The organism is Streptomyces sp. NBC_00435 (assembly GCF_036014235.1).
Lineage (GTDB): Bacteria > Actinomycetota > Actinomycetes > Streptomycetales > Streptomycetaceae > Streptomyces.
Genome location: NZ_CP107924.1, coordinates 4,791,115 through 4,806,875, shown reverse-complemented (window position 1 = coordinate 4,806,875; position 15,761 = coordinate 4,791,115). Strand labels below are relative to the sequence as shown.

General features: G+C 71.2%; 18 protein-coding genes. 6 read left to right on the top strand and 12 right to left on the bottom strand.

Going from position 1 to position 15,761, the window contains the following annotated elements; translation table 11 throughout:
• Window positions 1-46: 46 nt before the first annotated feature.
• From mqnP to OG389_RS22105, 3 genes are read right to left on the bottom strand one after another with little or no spacing between them, the layout of a single operon-like run.
• A complete protein-coding gene (gene mqnP, locus OG389_RS22115; protein ID WP_328300201.1) occupies window positions 47-970 on the bottom strand; it encodes a menaquinone biosynthesis prenyltransferase MqnP in 924 nt (307 codons plus the stop codon).
• Complete coding sequence (locus tag OG389_RS22110) at window positions 967-1,437, bottom strand: hypothetical protein (protein WP_328300200.1); 471 nt, start codon at window positions 1,435-1,437, stop codon at window positions 967-969. Before OG389_RS22110 ends, mqnP begins: the two co-directional genes overlap by 4 nt.
• A complete protein-coding gene (locus tag OG389_RS22105; protein WP_328300199.1) occupies window positions 1,434-2,891 on the bottom strand; it encodes a menaquinone biosynthesis decarboxylase in 1,458 nt (485 codons plus the stop codon). The genes OG389_RS22110 and OG389_RS22105 overlap by 4 nt, the downstream gene beginning before the upstream one ends.
• Window positions 2,892-3,008: 117 nt before the next feature.
• On the opposite strand from OG389_RS22105, the gene OG389_RS22100 reads away from it, so the two are divergent.
• A complete protein-coding gene (locus tag OG389_RS22100; protein ID WP_328300198.1) occupies window positions 3,009-3,335 on the top strand; it encodes a PLD nuclease N-terminal domain-containing protein in 327 nt (108 codons plus the stop codon).
• 64 nt (window positions 3,336-3,399) lie between these two features.
• Here OG389_RS22100 and ccsB read toward each other — a convergent pair whose 3' ends face one another.
• From ccsB to hemL, 7 genes are all read right to left on the bottom strand, one after another.
• Window positions 3,400-4,473 carry a c-type cytochrome biogenesis protein CcsB gene (gene ccsB, locus OG389_RS22095; protein WP_328303981.1) on the bottom strand — a complete coding sequence of 358 codons (1,074 nt, stop codon included), beginning with the start codon at window positions 4,471-4,473 and terminating at the stop codon, window positions 3,400-3,402.
• Window positions 4,473-6,206, bottom strand: coding sequence for a cytochrome c biogenesis protein ResB (gene resB, locus OG389_RS22090; RefSeq protein WP_328300197.1), 1,734 nt, complete (start codon window positions 6,204-6,206; stop codon window positions 4,473-4,475). Before resB ends, ccsB begins: the two co-directional genes overlap by 1 nt.
• 13 nt (window positions 6,207-6,219) lie before the next feature.
• The gene (locus OG389_RS22085; protein WP_328303979.1) at window positions 6,220-6,957 is read right to left on the bottom strand and encodes a cytochrome c biogenesis CcdA family protein; all 738 of its coding nucleotides are present in this window, start codon (window positions 6,955-6,957) and stop codon (window positions 6,220-6,222) included.
• A 52-nt stretch (window positions 6,958-7,009) separates the two neighbouring features.
• Window positions 7,010-7,645 (bottom strand): TlpA family protein disulfide reductase, encoded by a 636-nt coding sequence (locus OG389_RS22080; RefSeq protein WP_328300196.1) that lies wholly within the window; start codon window positions 7,643-7,645, stop codon window positions 7,010-7,012.
• Between the two features lie 89 nt (window positions 7,646-7,734).
• Complete coding sequence (locus OG389_RS22075; RefSeq protein ID WP_328303977.1) at window positions 7,735-8,964, bottom strand: hypothetical protein; 1,230 nt, start codon at window positions 8,962-8,964, stop codon at window positions 7,735-7,737.
• 205 nt (window positions 8,965-9,169) lie between these two features.
• Window positions 9,170-9,868, bottom strand: a complete 699-nt coding sequence (locus OG389_RS22070) for a histidine phosphatase family protein (RefSeq protein ID WP_328300195.1) — start codon at window positions 9,866-9,868, stop codon at window positions 9,170-9,172.
• Entirely contained in the window at window positions 9,865-11,187 is a 1,323-nt protein-coding gene (hemL, locus tag OG389_RS22065; protein ID WP_328300194.1) for a glutamate-1-semialdehyde 2,1-aminomutase, read from the bottom strand. The genes OG389_RS22070 and hemL overlap by 4 nt, the downstream gene beginning before the upstream one ends.
• Window positions 11,188-11,479: 292 nt before the next feature.
• On the opposite strand from hemL, the gene OG389_RS22060 reads away from it, so the two are divergent.
• Window positions 11,480-11,917: a hypothetical protein gene (locus OG389_RS22060; protein ID WP_243340142.1), complete on the top strand. Its 438-nt coding sequence runs from the start codon at window positions 11,480-11,482 to the stop codon at window positions 11,915-11,917.
• Between the two features lie 205 nt (window positions 11,918-12,122).
• A complete protein-coding gene (locus tag OG389_RS22055; RefSeq protein ID WP_328300193.1) occupies window positions 12,123-13,409 on the top strand; it encodes a calcium-binding protein in 1,287 nt (428 codons plus the stop codon).
• Window positions 13,410-13,475: 66 nt separating this feature from the next.
• Here the strand turns inward: OG389_RS22055 and OG389_RS22050 are convergent, their stop codons facing one another.
• A complete protein-coding gene (locus OG389_RS22050) occupies window positions 13,476-13,655 on the bottom strand; it encodes a zinc-binding dehydrogenase (protein WP_328300192.1) in 180 nt (59 codons plus the stop codon).
• Window positions 13,656-13,704: 49 nt separating this feature from the next.
• Here OG389_RS22050 and OG389_RS22045 point away from each other — a divergent pair, with 49 nt between their 5' ends.
• Together OG389_RS22045 and OG389_RS22040 are read left to right on the top strand one after the other, a co-directional pair.
• Window positions 13,705-13,848: a hypothetical protein gene (locus OG389_RS22045; protein ID WP_328300191.1), complete on the top strand. Its 144-nt coding sequence runs from the start codon at window positions 13,705-13,707 to the stop codon at window positions 13,846-13,848.
• A 41-nt stretch (window positions 13,849-13,889) separates the two neighbouring features.
• The gene (locus OG389_RS22040) at window positions 13,890-14,639 is read left to right on the top strand and encodes a Mut7-C RNAse domain-containing protein (protein WP_328300190.1); all 750 of its coding nucleotides are present in this window, start codon (window positions 13,890-13,892) and stop codon (window positions 14,637-14,639) included.
• A 111-nt stretch (window positions 14,640-14,750) separates the two neighbouring features.
• Here OG389_RS22040 and OG389_RS22035 read toward each other — a convergent pair whose 3' ends face one another.
• A complete protein-coding gene (locus OG389_RS22035) occupies window positions 14,751-15,209 on the bottom strand; it encodes a hypothetical protein (protein WP_328300189.1) in 459 nt (152 codons plus the stop codon).
• Window positions 15,210-15,385: 176 nt separating this feature from the next.
• On the opposite strand from OG389_RS22035, the gene OG389_RS22030 reads away from it, so the two are divergent.
• The gene (locus OG389_RS22030; RefSeq protein ID WP_328300188.1) at window positions 15,386-15,721 is read left to right on the top strand and encodes a YnfA family protein; all 336 of its coding nucleotides are present in this window, start codon (window positions 15,386-15,388) and stop codon (window positions 15,719-15,721) included.
• The last annotated feature ends 40 nt before the right edge of the window (window positions 15,722-15,761 follow it).

Below are 15,761 nucleotides of genomic sequence, written 5' to 3'. Positions count from 1 at the left end.
TCGAAGGGGACTGCGACATCACTGATGAATCCCCACTCCGATCGAGTTACAGCGACAGCCCGCGCACCACCAGGTCCAGCAGGGCGCACACGAAGAGCGCCATGCCGATGAACCCGTTCACCGTGAAGAAGGCCCGGTTCAGGCGGGACAGGTCGTGCGGCTTGACGATGGTGTGCTCGTAGAGGAACGCGCCGACGACAATCAGCAGGCCGAACCAGAACAGCGGGCCGGCGTCCGTCGCGACGGCGTACCAGGCCAGCAGGGCCGTGGTCACGACGTGCGCGCCGCGGGCGCCCCACAGGGCGGCCGGGATGCCGAAGCGGGCCGGGACGGACTTGACGCCTTCGGCGCGGTCGGCGGCCACGTCCTGGCAGCCGAAGATCAGGTCGAACCCGCCGATCCACACGCCCACCGCGAGGCCGAGGACGACCGCGTCCCAGGACCACTCACCGGTGACCGCGAGCCAGGCCCCGATCGGGCCCATTGCCTGGGCGAGGCCGAGGATGGCGTGCGGGAAGTTCGTGAACCGCTTCCCGTACGGGTACACCACCATCGGCACGACGGCGATCGGCGCCAGCATCAGGCACAGCGGGTTCAGCAGCGCCGCGGCACCGAGGAAGACGACCAGCGCGATCCCCGCCCCGGTCCAGGCGGACCGCACGGACACCGCCCCGGTGACCAGCTCCCGCCCGGCGGTACGCGGATTGCGCGAGTCGATCTCCCGGTCGATGATCCGGTTCGCGGCCATCGCGAAGGTCCGCAGGCCCACCATGCAGACGGTGACGAGCAGCAGCTCGCGCCAGTGCATCCGCCCGTCGAGCGTGAACATGGCGGTGAGCGCGGCGATGTAGGCGAAGGGCAGCGCGAAGACCGAGTGCTCGATCATCACGAGCCTCAGGAACGCCTTCACCTTGCCGGTGGCCTCCGGTGCGGGGCCGGGTCCGAGGACCCCTTCGGCTGCGGATGTCATACGAGGGTTCTCCGGAAGTCTTCGAGGTCGGCCAGTAGCCCGGCCGTGGGGAGCGCGCCGAGCTCCAGGGTCTGGGGGCCGGTCTCGTGGCCCTCCGGCGGGGTGACATGCGCGGTCAGCAGCCAGGCGTCGCCGGACGGGCGGGCCTCCAGGCGCAGGAAGTTGCCGGCCTCCGCGGTGAACGGCTCGGCGGCGCCCAGGGCGCGCTCAAGCTGCTCCGCGAAGTCGTCGGCCTCGGTGTCCCGCGCGCCGGGGAGTTCGAATCCGTCGCCGTCCCCGTCCTCCTGGTCCAGCATCAGCGCCCAGACGTTCCCGGGACCCGCGAACTCCTCCGGGGAGACGCCCGCCTCCTCGGCGGCCGCGCGGACGCCCGGGTCCGCCGGGTCGATCCGCGGGCGCACCAGGGCCACGTAGACGGTGTCGGTACCGATGAAGAGCTCCGGGCCCTCCACGACGATCGGGCTCACAGGCCGTACTCCTTCCAGCGCCGGTCCACCAGGGCGGCGGTCGCGGGGTCGGACTCGACCATGTCGGGCCAGCCGCCGTCCCGGGTGTAACCCTCCGTCGGCAGCTTCTTCGTGGCGTCGATGCCCGCCTTGCCGCCCCAGAACTGCTGGTACGAGGCGTGGTCGAGGTGGTCCACCGGGCCCTCCACGACGGTGAGGTCGCGGGAGTAGTCCGTATTGCCCAGGGCTCGCCACGAGACCTCGTGGAGGTCGTGGACGTCGCAGTCCTTGTCCACCACGATGATCAGCTTCGTCAGCGACATCATGTGCGCGCCCCAGATGGCGTGCATGACCTTCTGCGCGTGCTTCGGGTACTTCTTGTCGATCGAGACGATCGCGCAGTTGTGGAAGCCGCCCGACTCGGGGAGGTGGTAGTCCACGATGTCCGGGACGATGATCTTGAGGAGGGGAAGGAAGAAGCGTTCCGTCGCACGCCCCAGCGGGCCGTCCTCCGTCGGCGGCCGGCCGACGACGATCGACTGGATCAGCGGACGCTTGCGCATCGTCACGCAGTCGATCTTCAGCGCGGGGAACGGCTCCTGCGGGGTGTAGAAGCCGGTGTGGTCGCCGAAGGGGCCTTCGGGGAGCGTCTCCCCGGGCTCCAGCCAGCCCTCGATGACGACCTCGGCGTTGGCCGGGACCTGGAGCGGGACCGTCTTGCAGTCCACCATCTCGATCCGCTTGCCCGCCACGAACCCGGCGAAGAGGTACTCGTCGATGTCGCCCGGCAGCGGCGCGGTCGACGCGTACGTCACGGCCGGCGGGCACCCGAAGGCGATCGCGACCGGCAGCCGCTCCCCGCGGGCGGCGGCGACCGCGTAGTGGTTGCGGCTGTCCTTGTGGATCTGCCAGTGCATGCCGATGGTGCGCTTGTCGTGGCGCTGGAGGCGGTACAGGCCGAGGTTGCGCACGCCCGTCTCCGGGTGCTTCGTGTGCGTGAGTCCCAGGTTGAAGAAGGATCCGCCGTCCTTGGGCCAGGTGAAGAGGGCCGGCAGCTGGTCCAGGTCCACGTCGTCGCCGGTGAGGACGACTTCCTGGACGGGCGCGGAGTCGCCCTTCACCTTCTTCGGCGGCACGTGCACCATCGAGCCGAGCTTACCGAAGGCCTCGCGGACGCCGATGAAGCCCTGGGGCAGCTCCGGCTTCAGCAGGCCGCCGATCTTCTCGCTGATCTCCGCGTACGACTTCAGCCCGAGGGCCTTCAGCAGTCGCCGGTCGGTCCCGAAGACGTTCATGGCCAGCGGCATCGCCGAACCCTTGACGTTCTCGAAGAGCAGCGCGGGTCCGCCCGCCTTGTTCACTCTGTCGACGATCTCCCCGACCTCTAGGTACGGGTCCACTTCGGCCTTGATGCGCTTGAGGTCGCCCTCCCGCTCCAGGGCCCGGAGCAGCGAGCGGAGATCGTCGTAAGCCATGCGGGCAATTGTGGCATCCCCACTCCGAGCCCGAACCGCGGCGGGCCCTCTACCCTGGAGGAGTCCGCCGCGGACCCGTCCGGTCCGCACCGTTCTTCTGGGGGTCGGTCCCACACCGTGCTGCGCTATCTGCCGTTCCTGCTGATCATCGCGCTGACCATCTACGCCTTCATCGACTGCCTGAACACGCCCGAGGAAGAGGTCAAGCACCTCCCCAAGGTCGTCTGGGTCCTGATCATCCTGCTCTTCTCGATCGTCGGTCCGGTGGTGTGGCTGTTCGCCGGCAAGAAGCGGGTGGCCGGCGTCGGAGGCGCCGGCGGTGGCCGGGCGCGCCGGACCCAGTGGGTGGCGCCCGACGACAATCCGGAGTTCCTGAAGTCCCTGCGCGAGGAGCGGGACGCCAAGGGCGAGGAGCGGGACGCCAAGGACACCGACAAGGACTGATTCGCGCGGGGTGCCCGGGCCGGCACGTGGTGACGGGAGCCCCTGCGTCGTACCACGACCCGGGTCAGACTCCCGCGTACGAGTGCTTGCCGCTCAGCAGGATGTTCACGCCGTAGTAGTTCCAGATCCAGCAGGCGAACGCGAAGAGCGCGAGGTAGGCGGCCTTGCGGCCCTTCCAGCCGGCGGTGGCGCGGGCGTGCAGGTAGCAGGCGTAGGCGACCCAGGTCACGAAGGACCAGACCTCCTTGGGGTCCCAGCCCCAGTAGCGGCCCCACGCGTCGCCGGCCCAGATCGCGCCCGCGATGATCGTGAAGGTCCAGAGCGGGAAGACGGCCGCGTTGATGCGGTACGAGAACTTGTCGAGCGAGGCCGCCGACGGGAACCGCTCCATCACCGAGGTGGCGAAGCGGCCCGGCGTGCCGCCGTCCGCCAGCTTGGCCTCGTAGGAGTCGCGGAAGAGGTACATGACCGCGCCGGCCGCACCGATGTAGAAGACCGCGCCGCAGAAGATCGCGGTGGAGACGTGGATCCACAGCCAGTACGAGTGCAGGGCCGGGACCAGCTGGTCGCTGTCGGTGTAGAGCACCGTGGTGGCGATGCCCAGGTCCAGCAGGACCGTGGTGACCAGGAACAGGCCGAGCCAGCGGACGTTCTTCTTCAGCGCGAGGAGCCCCAGGTACGCGCCGACGGCCACCGTGGCGAAGGTGATCGAGAACTCGTACATGTTGCCCCAGGGGGCCCGCTCCACCGACATCGCGCGGGCGACGACACCACCCGCCGCGAGGAGGAAGCCGAGGGTGGTCAGCGAGACCGCGATCCGCCCGTACAGGTCGCCCTTGACGGTGCCGCCGGCCGCGCCGGGGCCGTCCGGGACGTCACGGGCGCCGGCGGCGCTGCGCGTGACGACCTTGGGCTTGTCGAGGACCGCCGTACCCCCCTTGCCCCGCACCTGAACGGCGGGGGCGTCGGCCACGGGGGCGGTGAGCGCGGCGGCCGTACGGGCCACCTTGCTGCGGCTACCGAAGATCCACTCGGCGATGTGGGCGAGGAAGGCGAGCGTGTAGACCGCCATCGACGCGTAGATCAGGTTGTTGCTGAGGTGAGCCAGGCTCTCGTTGGTTGCGGCCGCGAGCTGCATCACGCGCGCTCCCCTTCGACTTCTTCGGCTTCTTCGACAGGTGGGATGGGGGCCGGCGCCGCCGTGGGCGCCTGCTGGTGGAGCGCGCCGGCCAGGCCCGAAAGCTCCTCGGGCAGCTTGGCGGACTCGCTGCGGCCGAGACCCGCCATCTCGACGACGGTCACGCCGTCCTTGCCCGCGGCCGCCCGGACCCAGATCCGGCGGCGCTGGATGAACAGGGAGCCCGCGAGACCCAGGATGGCCGCGACGGCGCCCGTGAGGGCCATCGCGCTGCCCGGCTGGTGGGTGATCGAGAAGGTCGCCCAGCGCTCGATGCCCTCGAACTTCACGGTGCCCTGCCCTCCGGGCAGTTCCATGCTCTCGCCGGGCAGCATCCGCTTCGAGAGCGGCTTGCCGTCGTCGCCCTTGAACGACTCCATCTTGGAGGTGTCCAGCTGGTACACGTTCTGCGGCAGCCCCGAGTCCACGCCCAGGCTGCCGTGCCACGCGTTCAGCGCGAGCGCCGGGAAGTCCAGCTCCGGGAACTGCGAGAACATCGTGCCCTGGCCGGCGCCCGCGAAGGTCGGCACGAACATCGCGGCGAAGCCGAGCTGCGTCGCCTTCCCGTCCTTGTCCTTGTACCCGTCGGTGACCTTCACCGCGCCGGTGGAGGTGAGGTTGGCGTCCTGCGGCAGCATCGGCACGGCGTCCTTGTAGACCACCTTGCCGTTGGAGTCGGTCACCGAGATGACCGGCGCGTAGCCGTGGCCGAGCAGGTAGACCTTGGACCCGTCCACCTCCAGCGGTTTGTTGACCTGGATCTCGCGCTTCTGCGGCTTGCCGTGCGCGCCGTCGCTGAAGGTGACGTACGCCTTGAAGTCGCGCGGGGTGCCCTTCTGCGGGCCGCTGCGCTCGTACGTGGCGTCGAACTTGTCCAGGGTGAAGGAGAACGGCGGCAGGTCGTCGGGGTCGAAGAGGCTGCCCGACTTGAAGTCGTCGTACTGGGTGAGCGTGTTCGAGAAGCCCTTGCCGCGCAGGACGAGCTTGCCGCCCTCGGACTTGAAGTACTGCCCCCAGGCGAAGGCGATCAGCATCACGATCAGCGCGACGTGGAACGCCAGGTTCCCCGCCTCGCGCAGATAGCCCTTCTCGGCGGAGACCGACCCCTCGCCCGCCTCGGTACGGAACCGGCGGCGGCCGAGCAGGCCGCTCGCGTACGAGAGCACCTCGTCCGGGGACTTGTCCGTACGCCACGTCGTGTACGCGGGCATGCGGTCGAGCCGCCTGGGGGCGGCCGGCGGGCGGCCCGTGAGCTGGCCGACGAACTGCCAGGAGCGCGGCAGGATGCAGCCGATCAGCGAGATGAACAGCAGCAGGTAGATCGCGGAGAACCACACCGAGCTGTAGACGTCGAAGAGCTGGAGTTTCTCCGCGACGGTCACCCAGGAGGCGTGGTCCTTCTTCCAGGCGGCGACCTTCATCAGATCGACCTGGTTCTGCGGGATCAGCGAACCCGGGATCGACGCCAGGGAGAGCATGAAGAGCAGGATCAGCGCCACCCGCATGGAGGTGAGCTGCCGCCAGAACCAGCGGGCCCAGCCGAGCACGCCGATGCCCACGGGGCCGCCGGGAGCCTCCTCCAGGGGAGCGGTGGACAACTGGGCGCCGGCGGCCGCCTCGGCCGTCGCGTCGGCGGAAACGGAATCCGGGGAGTCGTGCGGCGCCTCGGTGGACGCCTTGTCGGTCGTACTCATGTCCGTGTAGTCCTCAGATCCCCACCGTGAAGCCGTTGGTCCAGCTCTGCATGTCGCTGACGATGCTGCTCCACATTCCTGTGACGAGCAGCAGACCGGTCAGGATCAGCATGCCTCCGCCGATGCGCATCACCCAGGCGTAGTGCTTCTTCACCCAGCCGAACGCGCCGAGCGCCTTGCGGAACGCGAGCGCGGTGGCGATGAAGGGCAGCCCGAGCCCCAGGCAGAACACGACGGTCAGCAGCGCGCCGCGGGCGGCGGTCGCCTGCTCCATGGAGAGGGTGCCGACGGCGGCCAGGGTCGGGCCCATGCACGGGGTCCAGCCGAGGCCGAAGAGCACTCCGAGGACGGGCGCGCCGACCAGACCGACCGCCGGCTTCTTGTGGAAGCGGAACTCGCGCATCGTCAGACCGGGGATCGCACCCATGAAGAACAGGCCGAGCAGGATCACCAGCCCGCCGAGCACCTGCGAGATGACGTCCTTGTTGGACGCGAGGGTCCGCCCGAAGAAGCCGAACAGCGCACCGGTCGAGGTGAACACGGCGGTGAAGCCGAGGACGAACAGGCTCGCGCCGGCGAGCATCCGGCCGCGCCGGGCCTCGGCGAGGTCGGCTCCGCCGACGCCGGTCACGTAGGAGAGGTATCCGGGGACCAGCGGCAGCACGCAGGGCGAGAAGAAGGAGATCAGCCCCGCGAGCAGCGAGATCGGCAGGGCCAGCAGCAGCGCGCCGTTGAAGACGGTCGTGTTCATGCCGGTCGATTCGGCGGCGAGGACGACCTCGGAGAACCCGTTGACCACGAGGTCACTTCTCCGTGAGGAGCGGGTCGATCATCGAGCGCAGCTTCTCCTCGTTGAGAGCGACCAGGGTGCGGGCCGCGATCCTGCCGTCCTTGTCGAGGACGATCGTGGAGGGGATGGCGTTCGGGTTCAGGGTGCCCTTGGGGAACCGGAGCATCAGCTTGCCGTCCGGGTCGAAGAGGCTCGGGTAGGTGATCCCGTAGGTCTCTTCGAAGGAGGCCGCGTTCTGCTTGGTGTTGTCGCGGGTGTTGATGCCGACGAAGGCGACGGGCTGCCCGGCCGCTTCCAGTTCCTTGGCGACCTTCGCGAAGTACGGGGCCTCGGCGCGGCACGGCGGGCACCAGGAGCCCCAGACGTTGAGCACGACGACCTTGCCCTTGAGGGTGCTGGTGTCGAGGGTCTTGCCGTCCACGGTGTCGCCGTCGAGCTTGGGGGCCTCGTCGCGGTCGGCCTTGGCGACGGTGGCGATGCCGCTGCTCCCCGTCACGTAGTTGCCTCCGGCGGAACCGGAGGATTTGCTGCCGCCGTCCGAATCGCCGCACGCCGTCAGGGTCAGGGCGCTGGCGAGGGTCACCGCGGTCAGCAGGATGGCGCGGCCGCTGGTCGAGCGGCGGCGACGGGGGGCGCGGCTAAGGCTCATGTGAAAAGTTTCGCATGTGCCCTTCGGGGATCTTCCGCGCCCCCCGGGGCGTGTGTTAAGCCGCTGGTCAGGTGCGGACCGGCGGCCGGTCAGCCGCCGGCGAGATACGTGCCCCAGCCACCGGTCGGCGACTGGCCGGGACCGAGCGTGCGGAGTCTGGCCAGAACCTGCGGGTTCTGGACGTCCAGCCAGTCGGCGAACTGGCGGAAGGACACCAGCCGTACGTCCTTTTTGTCCGCCATGCCCTTGAGGGCCTCCTCGACGGCGTCCATGTAGATGCCGCCGTTCCACTCCTCGAAGTGGTTGCCGATGAAGAGGGGCGCGCGGTTGGTCTCGTAGGCCCGCCTGAAGCCGCCGAGGTAGGAGGCGGTGGCCTGGGACCGCCAGGCCGGGTAGTTGGAGGGGACGCCCTTGGTGGTGTTCTTGGACTGGTTCGCGAGGATGTTGTAGTCCATCGAGAGCACCTCGAAGGAGTGCCCGGGGAACGGGAGCGACTGCAGCGGCAGGTCCCACAGGCCCCCGCGCTTGACCGGCCACTGCTGGAGGCCGCCGGGCGAGCTGGAGTCGTAGCGCCAGCCCAGCTTCTGGGCGGTCGGCAGCAGGCCGTCCCGGCCGAGCAGGCAGGGGGTGCGGGCCCCGACCAGTTCCTTGCGGTAGTCGAAGGGCAGCGGTTCGAGGTCGGTGAAGCCGGTGTTGGTCCGCCAGTTGGTGACGAACGACACGGCCTGGTCGATCTCGCTCTGCCAGTCCTCCGGGCTCCACCGGCCGACCGAGCCGGAACCGTCGCAGAAGTGCCCGTTGAAGTGGGTCCCTATCTCGTGGCCGTCCAGCCACGCCTCGCGCACGTACTTGAGGGTGTTGCGGACGTTCTCGTCCTTGAGGTAGCCGATGTCGGAGGCGCCGACGGGGTTGTTCGGGGGTCTGTAGAGCTCCCGCTTGGACTCGGGGAGGAGATAGAGCCCCGAGAGGAAGAAGGTCATCGCCGCGCCGTGGTCCTTGGCGACCTTGAGGAAGCGGGGGAAGAGGCCGTTGCCGATCTCCCCCGCGCCGTCCCAGCTGAACACCACGAACTGGGGCGGAGTCTCGCCCGGCTGGAGGGGTACGGGGGCGGCCGGCTGATGGGGCTGCGGCCCGGTGTCGGCGGTGGAACCGTCACCGATGGGTTTGGCGGCCGGGCCGCCGGGCCGGGTGCCGTCCGGCGGGTTGACCGGGCCGGGGTTGCCCGCGCCGGACGGCCCGCCGACACTGCAGCCGGCGACACCGACCGCCGCGGCGCCAAGTCCGAGCCCGAGCACACCTCTCCGGCTGAAGTCGCGCATATCGCTCATGAAATGTCATACAAACGGACAATTCAGCGAAGCAGAAGACCGACACGGTCACGTCAGGCAACTTGTATGAAATTAGGCTGAGTCTTGACCCGCCGCACAAGGACCGGAGGCCGGCGGGTCCGGGCCGGCCCCTCGGGCCGACCCGTTACCCCACGTCTCCGCCCGGCCGGGGCCGGGGCCGGGCCAGAGCCGGGGCCTACGCGCCGAACGCCTTGGACTTGCCCTTCACCGGCTTCGCCCCCGCGAGGAGGTGCGCCGGGACCAGGTCCCGCGCCGGCTCGCTGTAACCCACCGACACCAGCTTGTCGCCCTGGTACGTGAACGAGGTCAGCGAGGCCAGCGTGCACTGGCGGCGGCGCGGGTCGTGCCACAGCCGCCGCTTCTCCGCGAAGCTCCGTACGATCCAGATCGGCAGCTGGTGGCTGACCGCCACCGCCTCGTGGCCACGGGCCGCGTCACGGGCGGTCTCGATCGCGCTCATCATCCGGACCACCTGCTCGACGTACGGCTCGCCCCAGGACGGCCGGAACGGGTTCGTCAGGTGCTTCCAGTTCTCGGGCTTGCGCAGCGCGCCGTCCCCGACCCCGAAGGTCTTGCCCTCGAAGACGTTGCCCGCCTCGATCAGGCGGCCGTCGGTCGCCAGGTCCAGCCCGTGCGCCTTCGCGATCGGCGACGCCGTCTCCTGGGCCCGCTCCAGCGGGGACGCCACGACGTGGGTCACGTCCCGGTTCTCCAGGTGCTCCGCGACCCGGTCCGCCATCTTGCGGCCCAGCTCGGAGAGGTGGTAGCCGGGGCGGCGGCCGTAGAGGACGCCCTCCGGGTTGTGCACCTCGCCGTGGCGCACCACGTGGACGACGGTGATCTCGGCGCCTTCGCCGCGGGCCTCGGTGCTCATGCGGTCGCCTCCGCGGCGGCTCGGGCGGCGGCCGGCAGGGCGGCCGCGATGCGCTCGATCGCCTTGTCGTCGTGGGCGGTGGACACGAACCACGACTCGAAGGCCGACGGCGGCAGGTAGACGCCCTGCGCCAGCATCGAGTGGAAGAAGCCGTTGAAGCGGAAGGCCTCCTGCTTCTTCGCGTCGTCGTAGTTGCGGACCTCGTCCTCCGTGAAGAAGACGGAGAACATGTTGGAGGCGGTCTGCAGCCGGTGCGCGACGCCCTCCTTGGTCAGCGCCTCGGTCACCAGCGCCTGGACCTGAGCCGACACCGCGTCGACCTTCCGGTACGCCGCGTCGTCCAACAGCCGCAGCTGCGCGAGGCCGGCGGCCGTCGCGATCGGGTTACCGGAGAGCGTGCCCGCCTGGTAGACGGGACCGGCGGGGGCCAGGTGCCCCATCACGTCCGCCCGGCCACCGAACGCCGCGGCCGGGAAGCCGCCGCCCATGACCTTGCCGAAGGTCATCAGGTCGGGCTCGACGCCGTCCACGCCGTACCAGCCGGCGCGCGAGGTACGGAAACCCGTCATGACCTCGTCGGAGATGTACAGGGCACCGTTCGCCCGGCACAGATCGGCGAGCCCCTGGTTGAAGCCCTCCCCCGGGGTCACGACGCCCATGTTGCCGGGCGCGGCCTCCGTGATCACGCAGGCGATCTCATCGGGGTGCGCGGCGAAGGCCGCCCGGACCGCTTCGAGGTCGTTGTAGGGGAGCACGATCGTGTCCCCGGCCTGCGCGCCCGTGACACCGGGGGTGTCAGGCAGCGCGAAGGTCGCCAGCCCCGAGCCGGCGGCGGCCAGCAGCGAGTCCACGTGCCCGTGGTAGCAGCCGGCGAACTTCACGATCTTGGCGCGGCCGGTGAACCCGCGGGCGAGGCGGATCGCGGACATGGTCGCCTCGGTGCCGGACGACACCAGGCGGACCTGCTCCACGGGCGCGATCCGCGCGACGATCTCCTCGGCGAGCGCGACCTCCCCCTCGCCGGGGGTACCGAAGGAGGTGCCGCGGACGACGGCGGCCTGGATGGCCTCCACCACGGCCGGGTGGGCGTGACCGAGGATCATCGGCCCCCACGAGCAGACCAGGTCGACGTACTCGCGCCCATCGGCATCGGTCAGGTACGGACCGGTACCGGACACCATGAACCTGGGCGTTCCGCCCACGGCGCGGAAGGCACGCACGGGAGAGTTCACGCCGCCAGGCGTCACTAGCGACGCACGGTCAAAGAGAGTCTGCGAGACTTTGGCTTCATACGGGTACGGGTAGCTCACACCAGCCATGGTCTCAGAGGCCGCGACTGACTTGCGGACGGGCGTTTCACCACGCCACCCCGGGGGAGGTCACTGCCATGATGATCAGGCTGCGTGGCGGGGGCCGCGGGGCCGGGGCAGGCAAGACCAGTCGGGTGGAGATATGCAACGCGGTGGTGGACCGGGCGAGGGCACGGACGACCTCGATCCGCAGCGCGCCCGCGAACGCCGCCGCGGCAAGCACCGCCGCCGCGTCACGGACGCCGCGGAACACGTCCCGGACCCCGCTCAGGACCCCGAGGGCCTGCCCAGGGGCCGCGGCATGGGCGTGACGTACAAGTACTTCGGCGCCCCCGACGGGGCCACGGCCGCGCGCGTCCCGGTGACGATGCGGCCGGAGGAGCTGGGCGGCGACGAGCTCGGCATGGGCGGCATGTTCAGCAAGATCAAGCCGGAAACGGTCGCCGCGATGGTCCTGACCGGCATCGAGGGCATACCCCTGCACAAGGTCCCCCCGCTGGAGCTGGTCGTCCTTCACCCCGACTACGCCGTCGTGAAGCTGCCGATGACGGTCGTCGACCCGCTGCGCGGCATCGGCGAGGAGTCGGTGGGCGCCGCCGCCTTCATCTGGTCCACGGTCCCCGACCGCGGCGGCCCGCGCGACGCGTTCAACGTCTACCAGCTGCTCCACGAGTGGCAGGACTTCTCCCACCGCCTCCACGAAGCCGGGCACCAGCCGTACTGCCTGGTCTGGCCCTGACGGTCCGGGCCGGACGGTCCGGGCCCGAGGGCCCGGCCTGACCCGGCTCCGCCCGTCCGCACCTGACGCACCTGACGCATCTGACGCACCATCAGGTAATCCGTACGACGGACGGCATGGAGCAGACGGCGGAGCGGTGGCCGCGGAGCGGCGATTGCCGGGGCATTCCTCCCCCAACGCTGACTCTCGCCCCGGAGGCATTCGCATGGCTCGACTGATCACGGCCGGCATCGTCACAGTGGCACTCATCACACTGGGACAGCCGGCGGCCCTCGCCGTCGCCGCCCCGGCCACCTGCTTCGGCCTCCCCGCCACCCTGACGGGCGCCGGAACCCTCACCGGCACGCCCGGCAACGACGTCATCGTCGGTTCGGCGGGCCCCGATGTCATCGACGGCCGCGGCGGCAACGACGTCATCTGCGGCCTCGGCGGCGACGACCGGCTCATCGGCGGAACCGGTAACGACCGGATCGACGGAGGCACCGGAAACGACGTGCTCCGCGGCGACGTGGCCGTCGTGACCGGCGACGCCAAGGGCGGCGGGAACGACGTCCTGCTCGGCGGCGACGGTGACGACGACATGGTCGGCGACTCGCTCACGGGCAGCGGAAACGCCGAAGGAGGCGGCAACGACCTCCTCGACGGCGGAAGTGGCGCCGACTTCCTGACCGGTGACTCGAGGAGCGAGTCCAACGGCAACGCCAAGGGCGGCGGGAACGACCGCCTCTTCGGCGGCGACGGGGACGACGAGCACGTCAGCGGCGACAGCGTCGCCTTCGGCGGCGACGCTGAGGGCGGCGGGAACGACCTGCTGGACGGCGGCAACGGCGACGACGGCCTCCTCGGGGATTCCGCCACACCGTTCGGGGGCACCGCGACCGGCGCCGGCAACGACACCCTCATCGGCGGAGCCGGTACGGGCGACACCCTGATCGGGGACAGCGAGGGCATCGCCGCGGTCTACGGCAACGGCGGCAACGACGTGCTGGACCTGGGCTCCGACGGCGGGATCTTCGCCCTGGGAGACCACAACATCGCGGACCCGGACGGCGGCGGCCAGGCCTTCGGCGCGGGCAACGACCGGATCACCGGCGGCGCCTCGGCGGAGGCCCTCGTCGGCGACAGCTCGGTCGCGAACGCCGCCACGACGGTGGCGGGCAACGACGTGATCGACGGCCGGGGCGGCGGCGACGCCCTCTTCGGCGACAACGTCAACTTCGACGGCGACGCGACCGTCGGGACCGCCGGCGGCCGGGACCGGCTCCAAGGCGGCACGGGCGACGACGCGATCTTCGCGGGCCCCGCCAACGACAGCCTCGACGGCGGACCGGACACGGACGCCTGCGACGGGGAGGCGGGCACCGCCGACACCGTGGTGAACTGCGAGTCGGCCGCCGGCATCCCGCTGCGCGCACCGAGCGCCGTCGTACGCAAGCCCTGGCACCACCCGGCACACGCCGGGCCCGCCCCGCACGCGACGCGCGTACCGTAGCCGGCCCGCCCGGCCACTGGGCCGGGCAGCCACCGGTTCGCCAGCCCCGGCAGCGGCGACCGGCCGTCAGTCCACCGTCAGCAGGATGCGGCCGCGCGCACCGCCGTCCGCGAGGCGGGCGTGGCCCTTCGGCGCCTCCTCCCGGGGGAAGCTCTCCGCCACCCGGAGCGCCAGCCCGCCCGCGTCCACCAGCGACACCGGGCGGGCCAGGTGCGCGCCGTCCGCCGCGACCTCCTGCTCCACCACGCGGACCCCCCGCTCTGCCGCGTGGGGCTGCGCCCGGGCGCAGCCCCACGTGGGCGCCACCGTCGCGGACGAAGGCCGGAGCCGTCTCCCCGAGGACCGCCGCGTCCACGACGCCGTCCACCGGGGCGGAGACCACTTCGACGAGGTCAACGCCCGTCGCGAGAGCCACGACCGGGCGGCGGCGGCCCCGTAAATCCCCCGCCCACCCGCACCCCGCAGTGGCATGCTGGCCCCGTGAACGGACCAGCCATCGCCCTCACCCTCGCCCCCGAACTGCACGTGTTCGCCGCACCCGCGCGGCGCGGCACACGCGTAGCGACCACCACCGACGGCGTCTCCAGCCTCGGCCACGTCGTCGAATCGGCCGGCATCCCGCTCACCGAAGTCGGCCGGATCCTCGTCGACGGCGCCGAGACACCCTTCGCCCACGTACCGCTGGCCGGCGAATCGGTCGAGGTCTTCGGCGTCGACCGCCCCCAGCGGGTCCCCGGCGTCCCCGGCACCGCGCCGCTGCGCTTCCTCCTCGACGTCCACCTCGGCACCCTCGCCCGCCGCCTTCGCCTGCTGGGCGTCGACGCGGCGTACGAGAACGAGGACATCGGAGACCCGGCCCTGGCCACCCGCTCCGCCGCCGAGCGGCGCGTTCTGCTCTCCCGCGACCGCGGACTGCTGCGTCGCCGCGAGCTGTTCGCCGGCGCGTACGTCTACAGCGACAACCCCGACGAGCAGGTCCGGGACATCCTGAGCCGGTTCGCCCCCGCCCTCGAACCGTGGACCCGCTGCACCGCGTGCAACGGCACCCTCCGCGAGGCCGACAAGGACAGCGTCGGCGACCGACTGGAGAGCGGCACGCAGCGCTCGTACGAGGTCTTCGCCCAGTGCGCGGACTGCGAGCGCGTCTACTGGCGCGGCGCCCATCACGCCCGGCTGGAGCGCATCGTCGAGGCCGCCCTCACCGAATTCGGCGGCATCGGCGCCCCGTAGCAGCCGTAGCCGCACGCCGGCCGGGTTCGGGGTCGGCCGATCCGGCCCCCGTCACCCCGCGCGGCCCGGATCGGCCGGCACCACCCCGGGACACCCCCGGTCCGGCCCGCGTCAGAACGCGTACGTGTCCCCCGTGTCCAGCGCCAGCACCACGTGCTCGTTGTTGCTGTGGTTCCGGTCCGTCGCGCCGCCGTTCCACCAGGTGTCCACCCGCACCACCACCTCCGGAGCCCGCTCCTTCAGCGCCAGCGCCAGCCCGATGTGCCGCCCCCGCCCGTGCAGCGACAGCTCCCCCGTCTCGCACACCACCTCGCGCAACCCGGCCCGTGCGCAGCCCTCCGCCAGTTCCTGCCGGTCCGCGAGCTCCGCGGACAGCCGCAGCCGTACGGTCGCGTTCGCCAGCGCGGACGGGCCCTCGTTCTCCGGAACCAGCAGGATCCGCAGCCGCCCGTGGGCCAGGGCGACCCGCCCGTGGTAGGCCACGTCGGCCTCCGGGCCGGCCCCGGCGCGGGCACTCCTCGCGCCCCCGATGCCCACCGCGCCGCCGAGCAGCGCCAGAAGCCCAGCCATCACCACACTCCGTACGGCACCTCTGCGCACCGCGACCACCTCCACGCGCGGACGCTAGCCATCCCGCCCACCCGCTGTTCGGACCATCACACGAATGAGGGCGAGCCCCCGCCCATTCGCCCACCCCTCCGTCGGCCCGTCCGCCCGCCACTCACCCTCTGCGTAGGCTTCCGGCCATGCTGATCGCCCGCTCCGCCGCCCTGTTCGCCCTCGCCGCGCTCCTGGAGATCGGCGGTGCCTGGCTGGTCTGGCAGGGCCTCCGCGAGCACAAGGGCTGGGCCTGGATCGGCGTAGGAGTCATCGCCCTCGGCCTCTACGGATTCGTCGCCACCCTCCAGCCCCAGGGCGACTTCGCCCGCGTCCTCGCCGCCTACGGCGGGGTCTTCGTCGCCGGCTCCCTCCTCTGGGGCGTGGTCGCCGACGGCTACCGCCCCGACAGATGGGACATCGTGGGCGCCCTCGTCTGCCTCGCCGGAGCGGCGGTGATCATGTACGCCCCGCGCGGCCGGTGACCTGCGGAGCGACCGGCCTATGCTGGCGAGTAATCACCCG

Excerpts from the sequence above, each read along its gene's own strand:
- OG389_RS22035 (WP_328300189.1), bottom strand. The coding sequence starts at position 15,209 with ATGGCTGGGCTTCTGGCGCTGCTCGGCGGCGCGGTGGGCATCGGGGGC.
- OG389_RS22070 (WP_328300195.1), bottom strand. The coding sequence starts at position 9,868 with ATGAGCACCGAGGCCCGCGGCGAAGGCGCCGAGATCACCGTCGTCCAC.
- hemL (WP_328300194.1), bottom strand. The coding sequence starts at position 11,187 with ATGGCTGGTGTGAGCTACCCGTACCCGTATGAAGCCAAAGTCTCGCAG.
- OG389_RS22075 (WP_328303977.1), bottom strand. The coding sequence starts at position 8,964 with ATGCGCGACTTCAGCCGGAGAGGTGTGCTCGGGCTCGGACTTGGCGCC.
- OG389_RS22055 (WP_328300193.1), top strand. The coding sequence starts at position 12,123 with ATGGCTCGACTGATCACGGCCGGCATCGTCACAGTGGCACTCATCACA.
- resB (WP_328300197.1), bottom strand. The coding sequence starts at position 6,206 with ATGAGTACGACCGACAAGGCGTCCACCGAGGCGCCGCACGACTCCCCG.
- ccsB (WP_328303981.1), bottom strand. The coding sequence starts at position 4,473 with ATGCAGCTCGCGGCCGCAACCAACGAGAGCCTGGCTCACCTCAGCAAC.
- OG389_RS22060 (WP_243340142.1), top strand. The coding sequence starts at position 11,480 with ATGGGCGTGACGTACAAGTACTTCGGCGCCCCCGACGGGGCCACGGCC.
- mqnP (WP_328300201.1), bottom strand. The coding sequence starts at position 970 with ATGACATCCGCAGCCGAAGGGGTCCTCGGACCCGGCCCCGCACCGGAG.
- OG389_RS22105 (WP_328300199.1), bottom strand. The coding sequence starts at position 2,891 with ATGGCTTACGACGATCTCCGCTCGCTGCTCCGGGCCCTGGAGCGGGAG.
- OG389_RS22030 (WP_328300188.1), top strand. The coding sequence starts at position 15,386 with ATGCTGATCGCCCGCTCCGCCGCCCTGTTCGCCCTCGCCGCGCTCCTG.
- OG389_RS22085 (WP_328303979.1), bottom strand. The coding sequence starts at position 6,957 with ATGAACACGACCGTCTTCAACGGCGCGCTGCTGCTGGCCCTGCCGATC.
- OG389_RS22080 (WP_328300196.1), bottom strand. The coding sequence starts at position 7,645 with ATGAGCCTTAGCCGCGCCCCCCGTCGCCGCCGCTCGACCAGCGGCCGC.